20 protein-coding genes and 1 pseudogene are annotated in these 23,016 nt (G+C 67.2%); 15 read left to right on the top strand and 6 right to left on the bottom strand.

What is annotated here, in order from left to right:
- Window positions 1-106 (top strand): annotated as a pseudogene (locus ACFW0H_RS27705) (IS110 family transposase); the annotation flags it as partial.
- 41 nt (window positions 107-147) lie between these two features.
- Here ACFW0H_RS27705 and ACFW0H_RS27700 read toward each other — a convergent pair.
- Window positions 148-1,332, bottom strand: coding sequence for a flavin-dependent monooxygenase (locus ACFW0H_RS27700; protein WP_422917059.1), 1,185 nt, complete (start codon window positions 1,330-1,332; stop codon window positions 148-150).
- A 367-nt stretch (window positions 1,333-1,699) separates the two neighbouring features.
- Here ACFW0H_RS27700 and ACFW0H_RS27695 point away from each other — a divergent pair, with 367 nt between their 5' ends.
- The 6 genes from ACFW0H_RS27695 to ACFW0H_RS27670 all read left to right on the top strand — a co-directional run bounded on the left by ACFW0H_RS27695 (window position 1,700) and on the right by ACFW0H_RS27670 (window position 8,460).
- Window positions 1,700-2,206: a flavin reductase family protein gene (locus ACFW0H_RS27695; protein ID WP_422917058.1), complete on the top strand. Its 507-nt coding sequence runs from the start codon at window positions 1,700-1,702 to the stop codon at window positions 2,204-2,206.
- A 9-nt stretch (window positions 2,207-2,215) separates the two neighbouring features.
- On the top strand, window positions 2,216-3,892 hold the full coding sequence (locus tag ACFW0H_RS27690) for an FAD-binding protein (protein WP_422917057.1): 1,677 nt from the start codon (window positions 2,216-2,218) through the stop codon (window positions 3,890-3,892).
- On the top strand, window positions 3,889-4,647 hold the full coding sequence (locus ACFW0H_RS27685) for a glucose 1-dehydrogenase (RefSeq protein WP_422917056.1): 759 nt from the start codon (window positions 3,889-3,891) through the stop codon (window positions 4,645-4,647). Before ACFW0H_RS27690 ends, ACFW0H_RS27685 begins: the two co-directional genes overlap by 4 nt.
- 13 nt (window positions 4,648-4,660) lie before the next feature.
- Window positions 4,661-5,722 carry a 2Fe-2S iron-sulfur cluster-binding protein gene (locus ACFW0H_RS27680; RefSeq protein WP_422917055.1) on the top strand — a complete coding sequence of 354 codons (1,062 nt, stop codon included), beginning with the start codon at window positions 4,661-4,663 and terminating at the stop codon, window positions 5,720-5,722.
- 331 nt (window positions 5,723-6,053) lie between these two features.
- Window positions 6,054-6,827 carry an SDR family NAD(P)-dependent oxidoreductase gene (locus ACFW0H_RS27675; RefSeq protein ID WP_422917054.1) on the top strand — a complete coding sequence of 258 codons (774 nt, stop codon included), beginning with the start codon at window positions 6,054-6,056 and terminating at the stop codon, window positions 6,825-6,827.
- Window positions 6,828-6,891: 64 nt separating this feature from the next.
- A complete protein-coding gene (locus ACFW0H_RS27670; protein WP_422917053.1) occupies window positions 6,892-8,460 on the top strand; it encodes a FadD3 family acyl-CoA ligase in 1,569 nt (522 codons plus the stop codon).
- A 146-nt stretch (window positions 8,461-8,606) separates the two neighbouring features.
- Here ACFW0H_RS27670 and ACFW0H_RS27665 read toward each other — a convergent pair whose 3' ends face one another.
- The 5 genes from ACFW0H_RS27665 to ACFW0H_RS27645 all read right to left on the bottom strand — a co-directional run bounded on the left by ACFW0H_RS27665 (window position 8,607) and on the right by ACFW0H_RS27645 (window position 14,708).
- Window positions 8,607-9,761, bottom strand: coding sequence for a helix-turn-helix transcriptional regulator (locus ACFW0H_RS27665; protein WP_422917052.1), 1,155 nt, complete (start codon window positions 9,759-9,761; stop codon window positions 8,607-8,609).
- A gap of 198 nt (window positions 9,762-9,959) precedes the next feature.
- Window positions 9,960-11,123, bottom strand: coding sequence for a helix-turn-helix transcriptional regulator (locus tag ACFW0H_RS27660; protein WP_422917051.1), 1,164 nt, complete (start codon window positions 11,121-11,123; stop codon window positions 9,960-9,962).
- 236 nt (window positions 11,124-11,359) lie between these two features.
- Window positions 11,360-13,237 (bottom strand): sulfate adenylyltransferase subunit CysN, encoded by a 1,878-nt coding sequence (gene cysN, locus ACFW0H_RS27655; protein WP_422917050.1) that lies wholly within the window; start codon window positions 13,235-13,237, stop codon window positions 11,360-11,362.
- Window positions 13,237-14,190 (bottom strand): sulfate adenylyltransferase subunit CysD, encoded by a 954-nt coding sequence (gene cysD / locus ACFW0H_RS27650; RefSeq protein ID WP_422917049.1) that lies wholly within the window; start codon window positions 14,188-14,190, stop codon window positions 13,237-13,239. Before cysD ends, cysN begins: the two co-directional genes overlap by 1 nt.
- Window positions 14,191-14,237: 47 nt before the next feature.
- Complete coding sequence (locus ACFW0H_RS27645; protein WP_422917048.1) at window positions 14,238-14,708, bottom strand: SRPBCC domain-containing protein; 471 nt, start codon at window positions 14,706-14,708, stop codon at window positions 14,238-14,240.
- A gap of 310 nt (window positions 14,709-15,018) precedes the next feature.
- Between ACFW0H_RS27645 and ACFW0H_RS27640 the strand changes: the two genes are divergently transcribed.
- From ACFW0H_RS27640 to ACFW0H_RS27605, 8 genes are all read left to right on the top strand, one after another.
- Window positions 15,019-16,131 (top strand): DUF1214 domain-containing protein, encoded by a 1,113-nt coding sequence (locus ACFW0H_RS27640; RefSeq protein ID WP_422917047.1) that lies wholly within the window; start codon window positions 15,019-15,021, stop codon window positions 16,129-16,131.
- The gene (locus ACFW0H_RS27635; protein WP_422917046.1) at window positions 16,128-17,312 is read left to right on the top strand and encodes a sulfotransferase family protein; all 1,185 of its coding nucleotides are present in this window, start codon (window positions 16,128-16,130) and stop codon (window positions 17,310-17,312) included. Before ACFW0H_RS27640 ends, ACFW0H_RS27635 begins: the two co-directional genes overlap by 4 nt.
- Window positions 17,313-17,344: 32 nt before the next feature.
- Entirely contained in the window at window positions 17,345-18,133 is a 789-nt protein-coding gene (locus tag ACFW0H_RS27630) for an SDR family oxidoreductase (protein ID WP_422917045.1), read from the top strand.
- Between the two features lie 16 nt (window positions 18,134-18,149).
- Window positions 18,150-19,124 carry an acetyltransferase gene (locus ACFW0H_RS27625; protein ID WP_422917044.1) on the top strand — a complete coding sequence of 325 codons (975 nt, stop codon included), beginning with the start codon at window positions 18,150-18,152 and terminating at the stop codon, window positions 19,122-19,124.
- 344 nt (window positions 19,125-19,468) lie between these two features.
- Window positions 19,469-20,545: a Rieske 2Fe-2S domain-containing protein gene (locus tag ACFW0H_RS27620; protein WP_422917043.1), complete on the top strand. Its 1,077-nt coding sequence runs from the start codon at window positions 19,469-19,471 to the stop codon at window positions 20,543-20,545.
- 38 nt (window positions 20,546-20,583) lie between these two features.
- Window positions 20,584-21,411 (top strand): SDR family NAD(P)-dependent oxidoreductase, encoded by an 828-nt coding sequence (locus ACFW0H_RS27615; RefSeq protein WP_422917042.1) that lies wholly within the window; start codon window positions 20,584-20,586, stop codon window positions 21,409-21,411.
- A gap of 11 nt (window positions 21,412-21,422) precedes the next feature.
- Window positions 21,423-22,244: an SDR family NAD(P)-dependent oxidoreductase gene (locus ACFW0H_RS27610; protein ID WP_422917041.1), complete on the top strand. Its 822-nt coding sequence runs from the start codon at window positions 21,423-21,425 to the stop codon at window positions 22,242-22,244.
- Window positions 22,245-22,247: 3 nt separating this feature from the next.
- Window positions 22,248-23,012 carry an SDR family NAD(P)-dependent oxidoreductase gene (locus ACFW0H_RS27605; RefSeq protein WP_422917040.1) on the top strand — a complete coding sequence of 255 codons (765 nt, stop codon included), beginning with the start codon at window positions 22,248-22,250 and terminating at the stop codon, window positions 23,010-23,012.
- The last annotated feature ends 4 nt before the right edge of the window (window positions 23,013-23,016 follow it).

The following is a 23,016-nucleotide window of genomic DNA, read 5'->3' as shown; positions in this document are numbered from 1 at the left end:
GGGCAAGCAGATCGTTTGCGCGGCGATGCGCAAGCTGCTGCACATCGCCTATGGCGTGCTGAAATCGGGTCGGCCATTCGATCCGAAACTGGCCCTTGCCCACTAAGGGGCAAGACGGTATCTACGGGGCCGCCATTCCATCGCCCCTCAGAGGAAGAAGTCGGTGCTATCGAGCCCCATGCTCACGCCGCCCAGGTTGAGCGCGTACTTGCCCGGGCAGTTGGCCACGTGGGCGCGGCCGGTGTGGATATCGCGGAAGGCGCGGTTGATGCCGTGTTTGCGGAAGATGGTGGACGCACCGCTGTTGTACATCAGCGCTTCCACCGCCTGGGCGCACTTGTCCGGGACTATGGCGGAGTCGTAGCGCATCTTCACCCGCTCGGCCATGGTCAGCGGCTCGCCGGCCTTGGCGCGCTGCATCATCAGCTCGAAGTTGCGCAGCAGCACGGTGCGGCATTCGTCCACCGTGACCATGGCGTTGGCCAGGGCGGTCTGGGCGCCGGGGTCCTGGATGATCTTGCGGCCATCGTTGACGCCGACCCGGCCCTTGTTGGCCTCGATGAACAGGTCGATGGCGCCTTGCAACGCGCCGATGGTGGAGGACGACACCGCGCGCACGAAGATCTGACCGAACGGCAGGCGGAACAGCGGCGAGGTGTTCACCGCGTTGCCCGGGCTGTTCTGCATGAAGCCGTCAATGGAGCGGTGGGTGTGGTACTCGGGCACGAATACGTCTTCCACCAGGACGTCATGGGAGCCGGTGGCTTCCAGGCCCATCACGTCCCAGTTGTCGATGATGCTGTAGTTGCTGCGCGGAACCAGGAAGGTGCGGTAGTCCGGGCCGTCGCCTTCCTTGGCCGGCGGCACCATGGCGCCGAGGAAGGCCCACTGGCAGTGCTTGCTGCCGGAGGAGAAGCCCCAGCGACCGCTGAGGCGGTAGCCGCCGTCGACGCGGGTGACCTTGCCCACCGGCATATAGGACGAGGAGATCAGCACGCTCGAATCCTGGCCCCAGACATCTTGCGCTGCACGGTCATCGAACAGCGCCAGCTGCCAGTTGTGGATCGCCACCACGCCCAGCACCCAGGCCGAAGACATGCAGCCCTCGGCGAGGGTCATCTGCACTTCGAAGAAGTCCTTGGGTTCCAGTTCATAGCCTTCCCAGCGCGCCGGCTGGAGGATGCGGAAGAAGCCCGCCTCCTGGAAGTCACGGATGGTCTCTTCGGGCAGCTGGCCGTTCTTCGCGGCCAGCGGCGCGCGTTCGCGCAGCACCGGCACCAGTTCGCGGGCACGCTGCTTCAGGCGTTGGCGGATCAGGTCGTGGTCGAGCATGTTGTTGTTCTCCTGTTGAAGGCTTTTTCCACCCATCGCCGGGCATTCAAACAACCGGCAAGGGGCGGGGCATCCCTCAAACGGACCATATGGCTTGTGGGGGCGAATTCATTTGCGAACGCACGAACGCGAAGATGGGATGCGGCACGGCCTGCTTCTTGTAGGGGCGAATTCATTCGCCAAGGGCAGCGCAGCTGCCCCCTTGGGCCTCGCAGGGCAGACCTTCTGCCTGCTTGGCGAATGAATTCGCCCCTACAGGGAGGTCGCCTGGCAGACCGTCGGAGTGACTAGTCCCCTCGGACGATGTTGCGGCGCGGGTCAAGGCGAAGAATCGGCATCACTGTGAGAACAACAAGAGGGCCGTGCCATGAGCCAGGCTGATCTGAAAGGCGACATGCTCCAGGCGATGCGTCGTCTGGCCAAGTCCGTGACCATCATCACCACCAGCAACGGCCAGGAGCGTTTCGCCATGTCCGCCACTGCGGTGGATTCGCTTTCCACCGAGCCGCCATCGCTGCTGATCTGCGTGAACAAGACCGCGTCCCTGCACGCGGTGCTGGATGCCGGCGCGGATTTCTGCGTGAACATCCTCGGCCTGGAACAGGAGGAGCTATCCCACCTGTGCAGCGGCCCGGTGAAGGGCGAAGCGCGCTTCCAGCGTGGCGACTGGCGCAGCAGTTCCACCGGCGTTCCCTACCTGGGCGATGCCCAGTCGGCGATCCTCTGCCAGCAGGATGGCAAATTCAGCTACGGCACCCACACGGTGTTCATCGGCCGCATCGTCGAGATCCACAACAGCGCCGAGATCAGCCCGCTGGTCTACCTCAACGGTGCCTACACCACCACCGCGCCTTCCCTGGCTGTTGCAGGCTGAGGGTCGGAAATGACCGTGATGGAGCAGCACCCGGAAAGCCCGCTGCGGGTCACTGACCCCGCCCAGGTCGCCTGGGACGACAGCGCCGACCTGTTGGTGGTGGGCTTCGGCGGTGCCGGTGTCTGCGCCGCGCTGGAGGCTCGCGGCCAGGGCGTTTCCGTGCTGGCCCTGGAACGCTTCGCCGGTGGCGGCGCCACGGCCCGCAGCGGCGGCGTGGTGTATGCCGGTGGCGGCACCCCGCAGCAGGCCGAGGCCGGGGTGAAGGACTCGCCTGAGGCGATGTTCGCCTACCTCCGCCAGGAAGTCGGCGATGCCGTGTCCGCCGAGACGCTGCAGGATTTCTGTTTGCGCAGCCGCGACAACCTGGCCTGGCTGGAGCGGCAAGGCGCCGGCTTCCAGGGCAGCGTGCCGCCGGTGAAAACCTCCTACCCGAGCGACAAGTACTTTCTCTACTACTCCGGCAACGAGGCGGTGCCGAGCTACGCCGCCGAGGCCCGGCCGGCCCCACGCGGGCACCGCGCCCTCGGCTCGGGCATGTCCGGCTACAACCTGTACACACCCCTCAAGGCCAGCGCCCTGCGCCAGGGCGTGCGCCTGCGCAGCCAGTGCGAAGTGCGCCGCCTGGTGGTGGACGGCAGTGGCCGGGTGATCGGTGTCGAGGCCTGGGAAATCCCGGCGGGCAGTCGCGCCGCGCGGCGCCATGCGCGCCTGGCACATTGGACCGACGCCGTGCATCCCTATGCACCGGCCCTGGCCGATCGGCTGCGGCGCAAGATCAGGGCGCTGGAGCTGGCCCATGCCGAGCGTCGGCTGATCCGTGCCGGGCATGGCGTGGTGCTCTCTGCCGGTGGTTTCGTGTTCAACCGCGCCATGCTCACCGTGCATGCGCCGCGCTACCTGGATGGCCTGCCGCTGGGCACCAGCGGCTGCAATGGCGCCGGCATCCGCCTGGGGCACAGCGCCGGCGGCGCCCTGCAGCGCATGGAAAAGGTCAGCGCCTGGCGCTTCATCAACCCGCCGTTGGCCTGGGCCAAGGGCGTGATCGTCAATGCCGCCGGGCAGCGCTACTGCAACGAAGAGGTCTACGGCGCCAAGCTGGGCCATGCCATGGTGGAAGAGCAGGGTGGCCGCGCCATCCTGATCATCAACCGTGCCCTGTTCCGCGAGGCCTTCGCGCAGATCGGACCGGGCAAGGTCTGGTCCTTCCAGCGCCTGCCGGCCCTGCTCAACCTGCTGTTCAACGCCCGGCGCGGCAACAGCATCGGCCAGTTGGCCGAGCGCATCGGCCTGCCCCGCGATGCCCTGGAGCAGACCCTGGCGGCCTACAACGCCGCCGCGCGGGGCGATCGCGAGGATGCCTTCGGCAAGTCCCGCGGCTTTCTCGCGTCGATGGATGAAGGTCCCTGGTACGCCCTGGATCTGTCCTTCGCCAGCAAGCTCTACCCCTGCCCGGTGATCACCCTCGGCGGGCTGCGTGTCTGCGAGCGCAGTGGCCAGGTGCTCGACCAGGACGGACAGCCGATTCCCGGCCTGTTCAGCGCCGGTCGCAATGCGGTGGGCGTCGCTTCCAACTTTTACGTATCCGGCCTGTCCCTGGCCGACTGCGTCTACTCGGGGCGCCGTGCCGGCGCCCAGGTGGCCGGTCTGGTCCGGGCTGCCAAGGCTTCCCAAGGAGAACAACAATGAAACGAGTCGAAGGCAAGGTCTGCATCGTCACCGGCGCCGCCAGTGGTGCGGGGCGCGCAGACGCCCAGCTGCTGGCCAGCGAGGGGGCGAAGGTGGTGCTCACCGACCTCAATGAAGAGGCCGGTCGCCAGGCGGCCGCGGAGATCGGCGAGAACGCCATTTTCATTCGCCAGGACATTTCCAGCGAGGCCGATTGGCAGCACGTCATCAAGCTCACCCTGGAGACTTTCGGCCGCCTCGACGTGCTGGTGAACAACGCCGGCATCCTCGCCCTGGCCAGTATCGAGGACACAAGCCTGGAGCTCTGGCAGAAGATCCAGCGGATCAACAGCGACGGCTATTTCCTCGGCTGCAAGTACGCCATCGCGGCGATGAAGGACAGCGGCGGCGGCTCCATCATCAACATGTCGTCGGTGGCGGCACTGGGTGGCATGCCGGCCTTCTGCGCCTACTCCGCCTCCAAGGGCGCGGTGGCCGCGCTGACCCGTTCGGTGGCGGTGCACTGCAAGCAGCAGGGCTACCGCATCCGCTGCAACAGCGTGCACCCGGACGGCATCAACACCCCCATGACCCAGCCCCTGACTGGCCTGCAGGATGTGCCGCAGGACGTGCTGGACCAGGACCCGAAGAACCGCATGTGCGCCCCGCGCGACATCGCCAACCTGGTGGTTTTCCTGGCCTCGGACGAGTCGCGCTTCATCAATGGCAGCGAGCTGCGCATCGATAACGCGCAGACCGTCAGCGGCCTGCTTTGATCCGGAGATGAACATGGGCAGCGCGCAGCCACTGGCAATCGAACCCCAGCAGTCCGGCGGCTTCCAGCTGGAAGTGGCCGAGGTGATCGCCGAGACCCACGACAGCCGCTCGGTGGTGTTGCGGATTCCGGCGGGGATGGAGGATCGCTTCCGCTACAAGCCGGGGCAGTTCCTCAGCTTTCGCGTGGTGCTCGGCGGCAAGCGCCTGACGCGCTGCTACTCCATGTCCAGTTCGCCGGACTGCGACAGCCTGCCCAAGGTCACCATCAAGCGGGTGGACGGCGGCCGGGTGTCCAACTGGTTCAACGACCAGGTGCGTGCCGGCGACCGGCTGGACGTCCTGCCGCCGGCCGGGCACTTCCACCTGCGCGCAGGCGAGCATGACCTGGTGCTGTTCGGTGGCGGCTCGGGGATCACCCCGGTGTTCTCCATCCTCAAGTCGGCGCTGAAGACCAGCCAGCGCCGCATCAAACTGGTGTACGCCAACCGCGACGAGTCCTCGGTGATCTTCCGCGATGAGCTGAAGGCGCTGGCCAAGGCCCACGTCGACCAGCTGGAAGTGATCCATGTGCTGGATTCGGTGCAGGGCTTCCTCACGGACGGCGAAGTGCGCCAACTGGTGCGTGGCCACGCCGGTGCGGAGTTCTACATCTGCGGGCCGGGGCCGTTCATGGATACGGTGGAGCGGGCCTTGCTCGCGGCCGGTGAGAGCATGGATCGCATCCATGTGGAGCGCTTCGTCTCGCCGCCCGATCCGGATGAGGTGGTCGCCGAGCCGGTCGAGGCGGGTGGTGTCGAGGTCGAATCCGTCCAGGTCGAGCTGGACGGCGTGCTCGCGGAAGTGGCCTGGACGCCCGGCGAGACCTTGCTGCAGAGCATGCGCAATGCCGGCCTGGATGCGCCCTATTCCTGCGAGGAGGGCTTCTGTGGCGCCTGCATGTGCAAGGTGGAGGAGGGCGAAGTGGTCCTTTCCCGCAACGATATTCTCAGCCCCGCCGAACTGGCCGAAGGCTGGACCCTGGCGTGCCAGGGCCGCCCGGGCAGCGCGCGGCTGAAACTGAGGTTCCCGGAGTGACAGCCGGGAGCTGCCGCCCTGCCGGGTGGTATTGAGCGTGTATGTCTGTGCCTTTATACCCGGCTTCGGCCGGGTATTTTTTTTAGCACCCGGTGGCGCAGTGTGTAGGGTGGAAGTCGCTTTTCACTTCCACCGGCAGTGTTTCCGGTGGGCGTCGGTGGTGGATCGGTAAAGCGTGATCCACCCTACGGCCGCTATGCGGCTTTCGCGATTGAAATCGCTCCCACATTGAGCCTGGGCGTAGTCTCAACGGACGATCAACAGCCTAACCCTCCGGGGTTAGACTGCGACGCAGGCTCCACTCCCATTAGAACAAGAGCGAGGAATCACCATGGCACGTCTTGCGAACAAGGTCGCCGTCATCACCGGCGGCGCATCGGGTATCGGCCTGGCTTGCGTACGCCGCTTCGCCGAGGAAGGCGCACAGGTGGTCGGGCTGGATATGGGCGAGCCGCGCCCTGAGGCTGCCGCGAGCCTGGAAGGGCTGCAGCCGGCGCCGCTGTTCATGACCCTGGACGTTCGTGACGAGGACCGGGTGCAGGCCGTGATGGACGAAGTGGTGAAGCGCTTCGGCCGCGTCGACGCCCTGGTCAATGCCGCCGGCATCGCCAGCCGGGGCAGCATCACCGAGACCAGCACCGAGGAATGGCGCCGCGTGCTGGACATCCATCTCACCGGCAGCATGCTGACCAGCAAGCACGTGCTGCCGCAGATGGTCGCCCAGCGCAGCGGCTCGATCATCAACTTCGGCTCGATCTTCGGCCTCCAGGGTTGCGACGGCAACGCCGCCTACAACACCGCCAAGGGCGGTATCAGCCAGCTCACCCGCTCCATGGCCATCGACTACGGCTACGCCAACATCCGCGTCAACGGCCTGTGCCCGGGGCTGATCGACACCCCCATGACGCAGATGGTCAAGGAGCAGAAGGAGTTCCACGCCTACTTCGCCTCGCAGCACATGCTCTGCCGGGCCGGGCAGCCGGAAGAGGTAGCCAGCGTGGCGCTGTTCCTCGCCTCCGACGACTCCTCCTTCGTCAGCGGCCAGATGATCGCCGTGGACGGCGGCTTCTCCGCCGGCCGCCGCTTCGCACCGCCGCAAGCCTGATTTCCGATTCCCACCACGGCCGGCTCTTCCCGGCCGTTGTCCCGTTGCGCCCCGAGAAAAGCCCATGACCGACCTGGAAAGCGCCCTGACCATTCCTGAACTGCTGGCCGCCGCCGCGACCCGTTACGGCGAGTCCATGGCCATCGAGGACGACAGCACCCGCATCAGCTACCAGCGCCTCGACCAACTGCGCCGCCAGGCCGCCCGTGCCTTGCTGGCGCTTGAGGTGCAGGCCGGCGAGCGGGTCGCCATCTGGGCACCGAACATCCACGAGTGGATCGTCGCCGCCGTCGCCCTGCAAAGCGTCGGCGCCGTGCTGGTGCCGCTGAACACCCGGATGAAGGGCGCCGAGGCCGGCTTCATCCTGCGCGAGAGTGGTGCCCGGTTGCTGTTCGTCATCGGCGAGTTCCTCGGCACCGACTACCCGGCGCTGCTGGCCGGCGAGGCGCTGCCGGACCTGCGCCATCGTGTCTGCCTGCGCGGCGCGGCCTCCGGCTGCCTGGCCTGGGACGCTTTCCTGGCCCTCGGCGCCGAAGTCTCTCCCGCGGAACTCGCTGTGCGCGAGAGCGAGGTGGACGAGAACAGTCTGTCCGACCTGCTGTTCACCTCCGGCACCACCGGCAAGCCAAAGGGCGTGATGACCGCCCACGGCCAGAACCTGCGCATCGTCCGCGACTGGAGCGCCATGGTCGGCCTGCGCGCCGGGGACCGCTACCTGATCGTCAACCCCTTCTTCCACAGCTTTGGCTACAAGGCCGGCTGGCTGGCGGCGCTGATGCGCGGCTGCTGCATCCTGCCGCAGCAGATTTTCGATGTACCGGTGATGCTGGAACGCGTCGCCCGCGAACGCATCACCGTGCTGCCCGGCCCGCCGACGCTGTACCAGTCGATTCTCAGCCACCCCGATCGCCAGCAGTACGACCTCTCCAGTCTGCGCGTGGCGGTCACGGGCGCGGCCTCGGTGCCGGTGGAAATGGTCCGGCGCATGGCCAGCGAGCTGGGCTTCGAGACCATCGTCACCGCCTACGGCCTGACCGAGGCCTGCGGCTTCGTCACCATCTGCCGTCCGGGGGATTCCGCCGAGCGGGTGGCCACCACCTCGGGGCGTGCCTTCCCGGATGTGGAAGTGCGCTGCGTGGATGGCGCCGGCAATCCGGTGCCGCCCGGCGAGCCGGGTGAGTTGCTGGTGCGCGGCTACAACCTGATGAAGGGCTACTTCAACAACCCCGAGGCCACCGCCGAAGCCATCGATGCCGAGGGTTGGCTGCACACCGGCGATGTCGGCGTGCTCGACGAGGACGGTTACCTGCGCATCACCGACCGCCTCAAGGACATGTTCATCACCGGCGGCTTCAACGTGTACCCGGCGGAGATCGAGCAGGTCATCCTGCGCTATCCGGGGGTGGCCCAGGCCGCGGTCATCGGCATTCCCGACGAGCGCCTGGGCGAGGTGGCCATGGCCTTCCTGCTACCCGCCGCGGGCCAGCAGGTGGACACCCAGGCCTTCCTCGCCTGGTGCCGCGAGCAGATGGCCAACTACAAGGTGCCGCGCCGCGCGTTGCTGGTCGACGCCATGCCGCTCAACGCAGCCGGCAAGGTGACCAAGGACGCATTGCGCAAGATGGCGGGGTAAGGCATCAGGCCTGGCATCGAGCTGCTTTTCTGTGGGGGCGAATTCATTCGCCAACCGGACCGCAGGTTCGGCCCGGGAGTCAGCTTGGGGCTGCTGCGCAGCCCTTGGCGAATGAATTCGCCCCCACAACCGATCTACGGACCCCTTTAGCTTCCGGTGCCAGCGGCACTGCCGCCAAGCACCGCCACGCTGTTGTGCAGGACATAGGCCAGTTCGCTCTGACGGGTAACGCCGGCCTTGGAGAAGATCGCCCGCAGGTGGGCCTTCACCGTGTTGCGCCGGATATTCAGCCGCTCGCCGGCTTCGTCCAATGTGTCGCCATGGGCCAGCTGGATGGCCAGGGCGGCCTCGGCGGGGGTGAAGCCGAACAGCTGGCGCAGCGGTTGTTGTTGCACCGGCGCCCGGCGTTCCGGATCGCGCAGGAACACCGCCACCGCCGGGTGCCGGCCTTCCAGGCTTTCCTCACGCGGCAGGCTTTGCACCACCACGCCCAGGCTGCTGCGTCCGGATGGTCGCTGCAGGGTGATGGCTTCGGCGATCTGCGGCCCCGCCTTCTGGCGCTCTTCCAGGGCCAGTTTGACCAGGCGCTGCAAGGCCTGGTTGTCGCGCCGGTAGGCCGCGCCGAGCCGTTCGTTGGACAGGCTCAGGCCATCGCCCTCGTCCAGCAGATCGCTGGCGGCCTGATTGGTTTCCAGGACCTGCAGATTGTTGTCGAGGAGGATGGTGCCGATCTGCATGCGCTCGACGGCCGAGGCATAGAGCTGGCGCTGGACCTCGCTGCGCTTGAGCTGGCCATGCAGGTTGACGGCCCGCTGCAGGTGCGACAGCAGGCGTACACAGAAGGCCTTGTCCTGCGCATTGAACGGGCTCGCCTGATGGGGCCGGCAGATACGCAGCCGGCACTCGATGCCATCCGGGGTTCGCAGGTCGGCGCCCATGATGTGGAACACATCCAGTGGCGCATTGAAGTTGAGGTAGAAGGCCGATTGGCGCCAGCGCTCCTCGCCGAGGAGTTCAGCCACGGTATGAACTTCGCCCTCTGGCAGGCCGACGAAGGGGTCCAGGGCATAGTAGGTGTCGCTGTAGGCGGATATCGCCCAGGTCTCGACCGGGCCCGCGTTGACCATGAAGCCCGGGTCCCCCGGTGTGCTGGGGCGCAGGATCAGGGTCACGTAGTTGGCCTGCAGGGCCGTTCGCAGCTGTTCGAGACTGCGCTGCCAGGGCAGTTCTTCACTGGCCCCCTGGTAGATCTGCTCGATCAGCTGGCTGAGATCATCAAGTGAAAAATCGGATGCATTCATAATTGTTGTTCACCCTGCAGCCCCGCGAAATTCAAGCCCGGTCGCGGGGAATCAACTGGTCCGGGAATACAGCGTTGCCCGGATGGTCGGCCCGCTCATCGTTCGAACGGGCTAGGCGTTTTATCACGAGCCGGACCGTAGAACGGAAGATGCCGGACCAACTGACAATCCTGTATCGATTACCGCACAGAGATGCGTTCAAGCCAGCGAGGCGACGCTGTTCAGCAGGGTCTTCACCAGTTGCGCCTGGCGGGTCGCGCCGGTCTTGGCGAACACCCCGCGCAGATGCGCGCGCACGGTATTGCGCGACACGCCCAGGCGTTCGGCGCTTTCGTCGAGGGTCAGGCCGTCCATCATCAGCATCGCCACCTCGGTCTCCGTGCGGGTCAGCTGGAACAGGCTGCGCAGCAGGCGTCGCGAGGCCTGGGGCGAATCGCTCGGGTCGCGGATGAACACCGCCACCGCCGGCCGCCGGTCGGTGGCCTGGCCTTCGTAGTTCAGGGCGATGGGGCGCAGCAGCACATTGAGCGGCACTTCCCCCGTGGGGCGCGCCAGGGTCAGCACCTCGACGCAGTCGTCCTTGCCGTGCTGGTGGTGCTGCAGCACGGCGAGGATGGCCCGTTGCAGGTTACGGTTGTCCTGGCCGGCGAAGGCATAAAGCTTCTCCTGCCGGCATTCGATGCCGTCACGGGCGGCGAACAGGCGTTGCGCCGCCTGGTTGCTGCGCATCACCTTGCCGGCTTCGTCGAGGATCACCGTGCCCACCAGCAGTCGGTCGATGGTGGCGGCGTAGAGCAGGCGCTCGGAATCCAGTTCGTCCACCGTCGAATGCAGGTCCACGGCCTGTTGCAGGTGGGGTTGCAGCAGGCGGATCAGCGCCATCTCGCCGGCGTCGAAGTCCCTGCCGCCATGTCCGCGGCAGGCGAACAGCGCGCAGTGCATGCCGGCGGCGGTGCGCATGTTGGCCACCAGCACGTAGCGCAGGTCGAGGGGGTGCAGGTAATTACGGTAGAAGTCGTGGGCTTGCCAGGCGTCGCTGCCCATGACTTCGTCGGCGCTGGCGACCTGATCGACGGGCCAGTCGAGGAAGGGGCAGATCGAGTAATAGTGCTCGCTGTAGGAGGGTTCGCCCGGCAGATGCGGCCCGTGGATCGAGGCGTTGACGATCAGCCCCGGCCGCTCGTGGGCAGGGTTGCGCAGTACCAGGGTGAGAAAACTCGCGTCCAGGCGCAGGCGCAGCTCTTCCAGCAGGCTCGCCCAGGGCGTGGGCTCCATCGGGCCGCGGTAGGTCAGTGCCAGCAGTTCGCTGAGTTCGCGGGCGCCGATCCCCGCCAGTTCATGGGCGTGTTCGAGGTTGTGCATCCGCGCCTCGCTTGTTGTGGTTGTCGGGCTGGATGGACGGAGTATTGGCCGTCAGGGCTGTGGATAAATCGTCCGTTTGGCCTAGGTGGCAAGCCTCGCATGACCTGTAGGGGCGAATTCATTCGCCATGGGCCGCAACGCGGCCCCGGATGTTCCCAAGGGCAGGCCTGAGGCCTGCTTGGCGAATGAATTCGCCCCTACAAGGTGGTGTGCCCGTTCGGACAGAGGTGGCGGCGTCAGAGCCCCAGCAGGTACTCCACGATGCGCTCGGCGGCTTCTTCCGCCGACTCGCGGCTGGTGTCGATGCGGATATCCGGCGCCAGCGGCGGCTCGTAGGGCGAGTCGATGCCGGTGAAGTTCTTCAGTTCGCCGCGCCGGGCCTTCTGGTAGAGGCCCTTGGGGTCGCGCCGTTCGGCCAGTTCCAGCGGCGTGTCGATGAAGATCTCCAGGAAGGCGCCTTCGCCGGCCCGGCTGCGGGCCAGTTCACGCTCGGCACGGAACGGCGAGATGAAGGACACCAGGGTGATCAGGCCCGCATCCAGCATCAGCCGCGCCACTTCCGCTACGCGGCGGATGTTCTCCACCCGGTCGGCTTCGCTGAAGCCCAGGTCGCGGTTCAGGCCGTGGCGCACGTTATCGCCGTCGAGCAGGTAGGTGTGCCGGCCCAGGGCGTGCAGCTTGCGCTCCACCAGGTTGGCGATGGTCGACTTGCCGGCCCCGGAAAGCCCGGTGAACCAGAGCACGCGGGCGGTCTGGCCGTTCAGCGCGGCGCGGGCCTGGCCGTCGACATCGATGGCCTGCCAGTGCACGTTCTGCGCCCGGCGCAGGGCGAAGTGCAGCATGCCGGCGCCGACGGTCTGGTTGGTCAGCCGGTCGATGACGATGAAGCCGCCAGTGTCGCGGTTATCCCCATAGGGATCGAAGGCGATCGGCTGGTCCAGGCCGAGGTTGCACACGCCGATCTCGTTCAGCTCCAGGGTCCTGGCGGCCAGGTGTTCCAGGCTGTTGACCTCGACCTTGTGCTTGAGGGTGGCGCAGCTCATGCCCAGGGTGCGGCAGCCGATCTTCATCAGGTAGGGGCGGCCGGGCAGCATGGGCTCCTCGCCCATCCACACCAGGGTGGCCTCGAACTGGTCGGCCACCGCCGGCGGCGCGTCGGCCAGGGCGATAAGGTCGCCGCGGCTGATGTCGATCTCGTCTTCCAGGGTCAGGGTCACCGCCTGGCCGCAGAGCGCTTCCTGCTGCTCACCGGTCATGCCGAGGATGCCGCTCACGCGGCTCTGCTTGCCCGACGGCAGCACGCGGATGGGGTCGCCGACGCGGATGCTGCCGGCGGCCACGTTGCCCGAGTAGCCGCGAAAATCGAGGTTGGGGCGGTTGACCCACTGCACCGGCAGGCGGAAGGGCGCACGGCTCGCGCGGCTGTCGTCCAGGGGCACGCTTTCCAGGTGCTGCAGCAGGCTGGGGCCCTGGTACCAGGGCATCTCGGCGCTGCGCTCCAGCAGGTTGTCGCCCTTGAGCGCGGAGAGGGGGATGCACTGGATGTCGGTCAGGCCGAGCTTCGCGGCGAAGTCGCGGTACTCGGCCTCGATATTGCGGAAGACCGTTTCCGAATAGCCCATCAGGTCCATCTTGTTCACCGCCACCAGCACCTGGCGGATGCCCAGCAGGGATACCAGGTAGCTGTGCCGGCGGGTCTGCGGCAGCAGGCCCTGGCGGGCGTCGATGAGGATCACCGCGAGGTCGGCGGTGGAGGCACCGGTGACCATGTTGCGGGTGTACTGCTCGTGGCCGGGCGTGTCGGCGACGATGAACTTGCGCTTGTCGGTGGCGAAGAAGCGGTAGGCGACATCGATGGTGATGCCCTGTTCGCGCTCGGCGGCCAGGCCATCCACCAGCAGGGCGAAATCCAGCTCGCCGCCCTGGGTGCCGAGCTTCTTGGAGTCCGCTTCCAGCTGGCCGAGCTGGTCTTCGAAGAGCACCTTGGTTTCATAGAGCAGGCGCCCGATCAGGGTGCTCTTGCCGTCGTCGACGCTGCCGCAGGTGATGAAGCGCAGCAGGTCCTTGCGCTGTTGCTGCTGCAGGTACTGGTCCAGGTTGGAAATCGCGGTCATCAGAAGTACCCCTCTTGCTTCTTCTTCTCCATGGAACCGGACGAATCGCTGTCGATCAGTCGGCCCTGGCGTTCGGAGGTCCGGCTCACCAGCATTTCCTGGATGATGGCCGGAAGGCTGTCGGCTTCGCTGTCGATGGCACCGGTCAGCGGGTAGCAGCCCAGGGTGCGGAAGCGCACCTTGCGCAGCTCGGGCGTTTCGCCGGGCAGCAGCGGCAGGCGCTCGTCATCGACCATGATCAGGGTGCCGTCCCGGCGTACCACCGGACGTTCCTGGGCGAAGTACAGGGGCACGATCGGGATGCCTTCGAGGTAGATGTATTGCCAGATGTCCAGCTCGGTCCAGTTGGAGAGCGGGAACACCCGCAGGCTCTCGCCCTTGCGCTTGCGCGTGTTGTACAGGCGCCACAGCTCGGGGCGCTGCTGTTTCGGGTCCCAGCGGTGCTGCTCGGAGCGGATCGAGAACACCCGCTCCTTGGCGCGGGACTTCTCCTCGTCGCGGCGTGCGCCGCCGAACGCGGCGTCGAAGCCGTGCAGGTCCAGCGCCTGCTTCAGGCCCTGGGTCTTCCAGATGTCGGTGTGCAGCGCCGAGCCGTGGGTGAAGGGGTTGATGCCGCGTTCGACGCCTTCCGGGTTGACGTGCACCAGCAGCTCCAGGCCGAGGCGCTGGGCGGTCTGGTCGCGGAAGTCGATCATCTCGCGGAACTTCCAGGTGGTGTCCACGTGCAGCAGGGGGAAGGGCGGCTTGCCCGGGGCGAAGGCCTTCATCGCCAGGTGCAGCATCACTGCGCTGTCCTTGCCGATGGAGTAGAGCATCACCGGGTTTTCACACTCGGCGACCACTTCGCGGATGATCTGGACGCTTTCCGCTTCCAGCCGTTCTAGGTGTGTGAGCATCGCTTGACTCCGTTGGGTGGAGCCGGTGCCGCATGGTGCGGACCGGCTTTTTTCCACGTTAGGGAATGCGTTGCTCCGGGTTCTTCGTCTGACCGGACAAGGTTTCAGCGGTTGGCGGCGAACAGGGATTCGGCCCGTGCCTTGACCGCCAGGGCGACCGCATCGAAGCCCTGCTTGACCCAGGGGCCGTGCAGTTCCATCACCTGGTCGGCGGTGGCGCCGAGGAACTGGTCGGTGGTGTAGTAGCGGCAGCTTTCCGGACCGGTGGCTTCGATCACCTGGTCGCGACGCGCGGCGTCGGGGTTGCTCGCGCTGGCGAACATTTCCCAGGACAGCAGGCGCGCCGGCTCGAAGGCCACCAGTTGCTCGATCACATGCACCAGCTCGCCGGGGCTGGCGGGATTGGGCAGGTACAGGTTCACCGGCTCACCCAGGCGCAGGCTCGATTCCACCTTGACCGTGAAGGGGTTCCATTCGGGGTAGCGCGTGAGGTCGACCAGCACCGACCAGACCAGCTCGGCGGGGGCGGCGATGTCCACGGTCAGCGAGCGGACCAGGTTCTTTTCGTCATGCATCGGGAATTCCTCGGGGAACGGGCGCCGCACCGCGCGGCACCGATCCGGCCGATGCTCCGCGCACGCCGCGCCCCGTTCCTCGTCCGGGTGGACTAGAACCCTCGCGCGTCGCTTATCCGTAGGATGGGTCGGGCGGCGTTCCGCGAGCCTGCGATACCCATCAGCAGTGGTTGATGGGTATCGCGTTGCTCCACCCATCCTACGAAGTCGCCCATCCCCTGTTTAGTCCGCTCAGACGAAGAATTCGGGCCCTCCGCCTCCCTAAGGTGCCTCAAGCGGCGGGCGTTCCGCCGGACCAGAGGAGACCGACATGTCGTCAGATGGAATCGAACAGCAGGTAGTGACCGGGCAGGTCTGGAGCGATTTCTGCGACCAGCTCAAGCGTTGTGGCGAGCAGATCCTGCGGGCCGAAGCGCCCGCCGATACGCAGACCCGCGCCGAGGGCTTCCGCTACCTCACCCGCTTGCTGCGCATCGCCCTGGAAATGCACCTGGAGTTCGCCGACCCGGACTTCCCCGGCTTCTTCTCGCCGTCCCACGAGACGGCCAAGATCGGCGCCGACAACCCGGACAACCTGTACCAGTACGCACGCCTCAACGGTCAGCATCAGTACCGTGTCAGCGGCCGTCGCGGCAGCGTGTCCTACCTCAGTTTCGGTACCCAGAAGGGCGGCTATGAAAGCGACGGCAAGATGATCCAGACCGGCTTCCTCGACGCCAGCCAGCTGCAGCTTGAGGCCGATGGCAGCTTCGAACTCATCCTCAGCCAGGAGCGCCCTGCCAGTGGCAACTGGGTGCGCCTGGAGCCGGAGAGCAACGCGCTGATCGTGCGCCAGACCTTCCTCGACCGCGCCAGCGAGCAGCCCGCGCAGCTGCGCATCGAGCGCCTGGACAGCCAGCAGCAGCCGGAGCCACTGAGTGCCGAACGCCTGCACCAGAGCCTCGGGCGGGTCGCCAGCTTCGTCGAAAACACCGCGCGGCTGTTCGCCGACTGGGCCCAGGGCTACCAGGCCCACACCAACCAGCTGCCACCGGCCGACCAGGCCCTGTGCCAGGCCGTGGGCGGCGACCCGAACATCTTCTACTACCACGGCTACTGGAAGCTGGCGGATGACGAGGCGCTGTTGATCGAAGTCGACCAGCTGCCCGACTGCGACTTCTGGAACCTGCAGATCAATAACTACTGGATGGAGTCGCTGGACTACCGCCACCACCGCATCTGCCTGAACAAGCACTCGGCGCAGCCCGATTCGAACGGCGGCGTGCGCCTGGTCCTGAGCCACCGCGACCCCGGCCTGCCGAACTGGCTGGAAACCGCCGGCCATGCCGACGGCACCTACTGCCTGCGCTGGGTCGGCGCCAAGGGGCCGGCCCATCCCACCACCCGCGTGGTCAAGCTCGACCACCTCAAGGAGCTGCAATGAGCAATCCCATGATGGCGGCCGACGCCTTGGCCCTGGACAGCCTGCTGGCCGAAGCCAGCGCCCGCACCGGCGGGCTCGATGACTTCGGCCCCGGCGACTTCCGCGAGGCGCTGAGGGTGCTGGAGCCCGCGCTGTACGACGAAGCCCGGCTCTCCGCCCAGGGCCGCGCCCTGCTCAGGGAGAAGCTGGTGGCCCAACTGGCCAACCGACTGGTGATCGAGGATCACTGCAAGCGCTACCCGGAGATTCTCCAGCAGCCCGTTGACGATCCCCTGGTGATCGTCGGCCTGCCGCGTACCGGCACCACGCTGTTGCAGCGTGTGCTGGCGGTGGACCCGCAGTTCAGCAAGGCGCAGTGGTGGGAGACCCGCTACCCGGCACCGCTGCCCGGCGAGTCGCTGGAGCAGCCCGAGGTGCGGATCGGCCGGGCAAAGGCCGAGGTCGCCGCGATGATCGAGTTCGTCCCGCAGATCCTCACCATCCATCCGTTGGACGCCGAGCAGCCGGACGAAGAGTTCATGCTCATGGAGCATTCCTTCCTCTGTGCCATGGACTCCTATGTCAACGTGCCGGCCTACACCGCCTGGCTGGATCGCCAGGACCAGACCCAGGTCTATGCCTACCTGAAGAAGATGCTGCAGTTTCTGCAATGGCAGCAGGCACGCCGCGGCATCGCCCCCGGACGCCGCTGGCTGCTGAAGAGCCCGCAGCACCTGCACACCCTGGAATTGCTGCTCAAGGTGTTCCCGCGCGCCCAGGTGATCCTCACCCACCGCGACCCGGGCAAGACCATTCCGTCCCTGGCCAGCTTTATCCATACCCTCTGGCAGATCTACAGCGACCAGGCGGACCCGGCCCAGGTCGGCGAACAGTGGAACAGCCGCATGGCCCGCGCCCTGCGCCACAGCATGGCGGTGCGCGATGGCACGCCCGGCGAGGCCTTCCTCGATGTGCATTTCGAAGACACCGTCAGCCAGCCGCTGGACGTGGTGGAGCGGATCTACCGCTTCGCCGGGCTGGAACTCACGGCGGATGTGCGCGCCGACATGACCGACTGGCTGGCCGCCAACGGCCGCGAGAAACGCGCCGCGCACCATTACGACGCTGAGGCGTTCGGCCTCGACGAAGCACGGCTGCAGCGCGATTACGGCGAGTACCGTGCTCGTCACCTGACGAACTGAGATTCCAAGACCAACAACAAGAGGAACCGAACATGTTGCTGAAAGACAAGGTTGTGATGATTTCCGGCATCGGCCCGGGCATGGGCATCAAGCTCGCCCTGGAAGCCGCCCGTGAAGGCGCTCGCGCCGTCGCCATCTGCGCCCGCAATGAGGCGCGCCTGCGTGACGCGGAGCAGCGCATCCGCGCCCTGGGCACCGACTGCCAGGTGTTCTGGATGCCCACCGATGTGAGCGACGCCAAGGCTTGCCGGGCCTTCGCCGAGGCCACGCTGGAGTGCTTCGGGCGCATCGATGCCCTGGTCAACAGCGCCTATGCCCATGGCGGCTTCGACTCGCTGGAAGGCTGCTCGGACGAGCTGCTGCAGGAGGCCCTGGACGTCAACCTGTTCGGCTCGCTGCACCTGACCCGCGCCGTGCTGCCGCAAATGAAGGCCCAGGGCGCCGGCGCCATCGTCATGATCAGCACCCTGGGCGTGCACCAGCCCTATGCCGGCGGCGGTGCCTATGCGGTCTCCAAGGGCACGCTGGGCGTGGCGGTGCGATACCTGGCATCCGAGCTCGCCGAGCATGGTCTGCGGGTGAACGGCCTGGCCTGCGGCTGGATGTGGGGCGAGCCGGTGCAGGCCCACGTGCGCGAGGCGGCTGCCGCGCGGGGCGTCAGCGAGGAGCAGGTGCGTGCCGAGTTCAGCGCGGGCATCCCGGGCGGGCGCATGCCGGGCGATGAAGAGTGTGCCCGCGCAGCGCTGTTCCTCGCCTCCGACTACGCCAGCGCCATAAACGGTGTGCAACTGGACGCCAACGGCGGCGAGCTGATGCGCTGAGCACGGGGAGATGGAGATGTTCGATCACTGTGCCTTCAACGGCGACGCCGACGGCCTCTGCGCCCTCCAACAATTGCGCCTGGCCGGGGAGCTGTCGGCTGGCGTGCGCCTGATCAGTGGCGTGAAGCGCGACATTGCCCTGCTGCAGCGGGTGCAGGCCGGGGAGGGGGAGCGGGTGACGGTGCTCGACATCTCCCTGGACCAGAACCGCGCCGATGTGGCGCGGCTCCTCGCGGCCGGCGCCCGGGTGCGCTATTTCGACCACCACTTCGCCGGCGAGCTGCCGGAGCAACCGACCTTCGAGCCCTTTATCGACACCGCCGCGGACGTCTGCACCAGCCTGTTGGTGGATCGCTACCTGGCGGGGCGCCATTACCGCTGGGCCGTGGCCGCGGCCTTCGGCGATGGCATGGCCGGGCCCGCCCGGGCCCTGGCCGCGAAGCACGGGCTAGGGGAGGAGGACGTTCGCGCACTCGAGGAGCTGGGCCTGTTGCTGAACTACAACGCCTACGGTGAAAGCCTGGACGACCTGCACTTCGACCCGCTGCAACTGGCGGAGGAGTTGCTGCCCTACGCGGACCCGTTGGACTTCGTGCGGCACAGCCCAAGCTTCGCCCGCCTGCGCGCAGGGCACGCCGCCGACATGGCACAGGCCGCCAGCCTGGAGCCCTGGCACTCGGGGGACGGGGCTTCGCTCTACCGCCTGCCGGCGGCGCCCTGGGCGCGGCGGGTCAGCGGCGTGCTGGCCAACCAGCTGGCCGCGCGCGATCCACGGCGCGCCCTTGGCCTGCTCAGCGTCAGGAGCGACGGCGACTGGACCTTCAGCCTGCGCGTTCCGGCCAGCGCCGGCCTGGAGGCGGACGCCTTCTGCCGGGGCTTCGAAACGGGAGGAGGGCGCAAGCGCGCCGCCGGCATCAACCACCTGCCAGCCGCGGCCCTGGAGCGCTTTGCCGGGCAGTTCCTCGACAGTTATCCACACCCCGTCCCGTAGGGTGCGCCGCGCGCACCAGACAAGGGTGTCGGCAGACCCGGGGTCACGCCCGCGCATCGGATTCGGTGCGCACGGCGCACCCTACGGTCTGGTTCTGCACGGTATGCCCGGATGCAATCCGGGGACAAACCCACCCCCGGACCCGGAGTTCATCCAGGCTACGGGGCCTGCTTTTCGTAGGGTGGACCACGCTTCACCGGTCCACCAGCGGAGCCGGTCCCGGCGACGGCGCGGCGCGTTCCACCACAGGTCTCACCCGTGTGGGCTAGTCCCGGGCAGGGATGTTCGGGAGGCGGCGTTGAAGAATAGTTCGAGTCGACTTCCACACCCTTCAGGAGAGCAGCATGGAACGGTCGACTCCCGCTCAAGGAACCGCTCGGCGCTTTGCCCGAGGCTGGCATTGCCTGGGCCTGGCCGCCGATTACGCCGACGGCAAACCCCATCCGCTGAACATCTTCGGCACCCGCCTCGTGGCTTTTCGTGGCGAGGACGGGGCGATACGCATCCTCGATGGCTACTGCCCGCACATGGGCGCGGACCTGGCCGGTGGGCACGTAGAAGGCGACGCCGTGGTCTGCCCCTTCCACCACTGGAAGTGGGGCAGTGACGGCAAGTGCGTGTCGATCCCCTACTGCAAGCGCGTGCCGGCGCGGGCGCGGGTCAAGGCCTGGCCGACCCTGGAGAAGAATCAGCTGCTCTACGTCTGGCACGACGCCGAAGGTGGCGCACCGGACCCAGCGGTGGAGATCCCGCGCATCGAAGCCTGCTACTCGCCTGACTGGACCGAGTGGATGATGCGCAAGATGGTGATCCAGACCAACTGCCGCGAATTGGTGGACAACCTCGCCGACTTCGCGCATTTCGGCCCGGTGCACGGCTCCCCGGCCAGCTACTTCTGCAACACCTTCGACGGCCACCTGGGCTACCAGATGTTCCAGGGCGAGGACAGCGAGCTGCTCGGCAGCGGCCTGCGCGCGGACAGCGCCTACTTCGGCCCCGCCTACCACATCACCCGCATGACCGCGCAGGCCGGCGGGCAGACCGTCGACTCGCTGTTGCTCAACTGCCACGTGCCGATCGACCAGAACAGCTTCGAGCTGCGCTACGCCATCAAGATCAGGAAGCAGCCGGGACTCTCCGAAGCACAGAACCTGGCCATCGCCGAAGGCTATGCCGGGCAGGCGCACAAGTCCTTCTTCCAGGACGTGGAGATCTGGCACAGCAAGACCCGCATCGACAAACCGATTCTCTGCGACGGGGATGGCCCGGTGTACCAGCTGCGCGAGTGGTACGAGCAGTTCTACACCGACGTCGCCGACCTGCCTGCGCCGAGCCGCAAGGTATTCGAGTGCAAGGGCGGTATCTGGCAGCAGCTCGCCGAGGTGCCCGAGCAGGCCCGCAGCCAGCTGCACCTGATCTGAGCACGGCATTGCACAACAACAAGAGAAGGGGGAGCGACATGAGGCTCGAAGGCAAGGTCGCGCTGGTTACCGGCGCAGGATCGGGAATGGGGCGCGCCACCGCGGCATTATTCGCCGCCGAAGGGGCGAGCGTGGTGGTGGTGGATATCGACGAGGCGGCGGCGCAGCGCACGGTCGCCGAACTGGCAACGCGCGAGAAGAGTTTCGCCAGGGCCTGCGACATCGGTGACAGCGCGGCGGTGGCGAGATTGTTCGCCGAGGTGGAGGCGCGTTACGGCTGCCTCGATGTGCTGGTCAACAACGCCGGCGTCGGCCAGGTGCCGGGCGATGGCTTCGACCAGTACCAGCAGCGCCTGGCCAGGCGCAGCGAGCAACTGGCCGCGGGCGTGGAGCCCGACGTGTTCACCGACATGATCGTCGACCTGACCGATGCCGGTTGGCAGCGCATCGTCGATATCAACCTGGGCGGCACCTTCTACTGCAGCCGTGCGGCGGTGCGCCTGATGATCGCCAGCGGCCGGCGTGGCTCGATCATCAACATCGCCAGCCTGTCCGCGCTCAGCGGCGAAGGGCCGGCGGCCTACTGCGCGTCCAAGGCCGCGGTGATCGGCCTGGGCAAATGCCTGGCGCGGGACCTCGGCCCGCGCGGCATTCGCGTCAACACCATCTGCCCGGGACCGACCCGCACGCCGATGATGCAGTCGATCTCCCGCGAATGGCAGCAGGCCCTGGAGCGCGCCATTCCCCTCGGCCGCCTGCTGGAGCCGGAAGAAATCGCCCGCACCTGCCTGTTCCTGGCCAGCGACGAAGCCAGTGCTTTTACCGGACAAACCCTCGCCGCCGCCGGCGGCATGATGATGCTCTGAGAGGACTTCCCATGAGTGGACGACTGCAAGGCAAGGTGGCGCTGATCAGTGGCGCCGGTACGGGGATCGGTGCGGCGGCGGCGCGGCTGTTCGCCGCCCAGGGCGCCAGGGTGATGGTCTGCGGCCGCCGCCAGGCGCCGCTGGAAGCCGTGGTGGCAGAGATTCGCGCGCAGGGCGGGGAGGCCGACTGGGTGCAAACCGACGTCACCGACGAACAGGCCGTGGATCGCGCTGTGAGCAAGACCCTGGAGCGCTTCGGCCGCTTCGACATCATGGTCAACAACGCCGTGAACTACACCTGGGGCCCGCTGGTGGGGCTGTCCACCGAGGAGTGGCACAAGAGCCTGCGCGGCAGTCTGGACGTGGCCTTCTTCGGCACCCGTGCGGCCATGCGCGTGATGCAGGGCAAGGGCGGTTCGATCATCAACATGGGCTCGGTGGCAGGCCTGCTCGGCAGCCCCGGCCTCAGCGCCTACGGCGCGGCCAAGGCGGGCGTCGTCAACTTCAGCCGCGCGGCGGCACTGGAAGGCGCCCCTGAAAGCATCCGGGTCAACGTGGTGATTCCCGGCATCGTCTGGAGCGAAGGCACCCGCGAGGCGATGCGCAGCGAAGAGATGGCCGCCGGCACGGCGCGGGCCGTGCCGCTGGGGCGCATCGGCCAGCCCGAGGAGGTCGGCAACGCCATCCTCTTCCTCGCCTCCGACGAGTCCTCCTACATCACCGGCCAGACCCTGGTGGTCGATGGCGGCAAGACCTGCGAACTCAACGTCGGCGCCAGCGACTACACCTCGGCGACCTCCACTGAAATCAGATCGGCCCTGAGCGAGGCGTGACCCATGGAGATCCAACTGAATGTTCCAACCAGCCCGGTGCTGGTGACCGGCGGTGCTTCCGGTATCGGTGAGGCCACTGCCGAGGCGCTGGCGGCCGTGAAGCGCCCGGTCGCGATCTGGGACCTGCAGGCCGACAAAGCCCAGGCCGTGGCGGCGCGTCTTGCCGAGCAGTACGGCGTGCCTTGCCTGGGCGTGGGCATCGACCTGCGCGATCCGGCGGCCATCGATTCGGCCCTGGACGTTACCCGCGCCGAGCTGGGTGCGCCGGGCGCCCTCGTGCATGCCGCTGGCGTCGTTGACCAGAGCGGCCTGGAAAATCTGACGGCGGACAGCTGGGACATGGTGCTGAACGTCAATCTGCGCGCCATGGCGCTGCTGGTGCAGGCCATGCTGCCGGACCTGCGCGCCAATCCGGGCTCTGCGGTGGTCGGCATCGCCTCGATCAACGCCACCCTCGGCAACGGGCTGATTCCGGCTTACAGCGCCTCCAAGGGCGGCATGCTGTCGATGGTGCGTTCGCTGGCCGACGCCCTGGGCGCCGATGGCATTCGCGTCAATTCGGTGTCGCCGGGGCAGATCCTCACGCCGATGGTGGCGCCGATCGCGGCGGCGCGGCCCGGTCATTTCGAGCGCCGGATCATCCTCGGCCGCCTGGGCCAGCCGCAGGAGATCGGCCGGGTGGTGCGCTTCCTGCTGTCTGACGAAGCCAGCTACATCAACGCCGCCGAGATCGTCGTCGACGGCGGCAACATTTCCTCGCAGCGCTGATCCG

The organism is Metapseudomonas cellulosilytica, assembly GCF_049334135.1.
In the GTDB taxonomy this organism is placed as follows: Bacteria; Pseudomonadota; Gammaproteobacteria; order Pseudomonadales; family Pseudomonadaceae; genus Metapseudomonas.
This window is presented reverse-complemented; position numbering and strand designations above follow the sequence as displayed.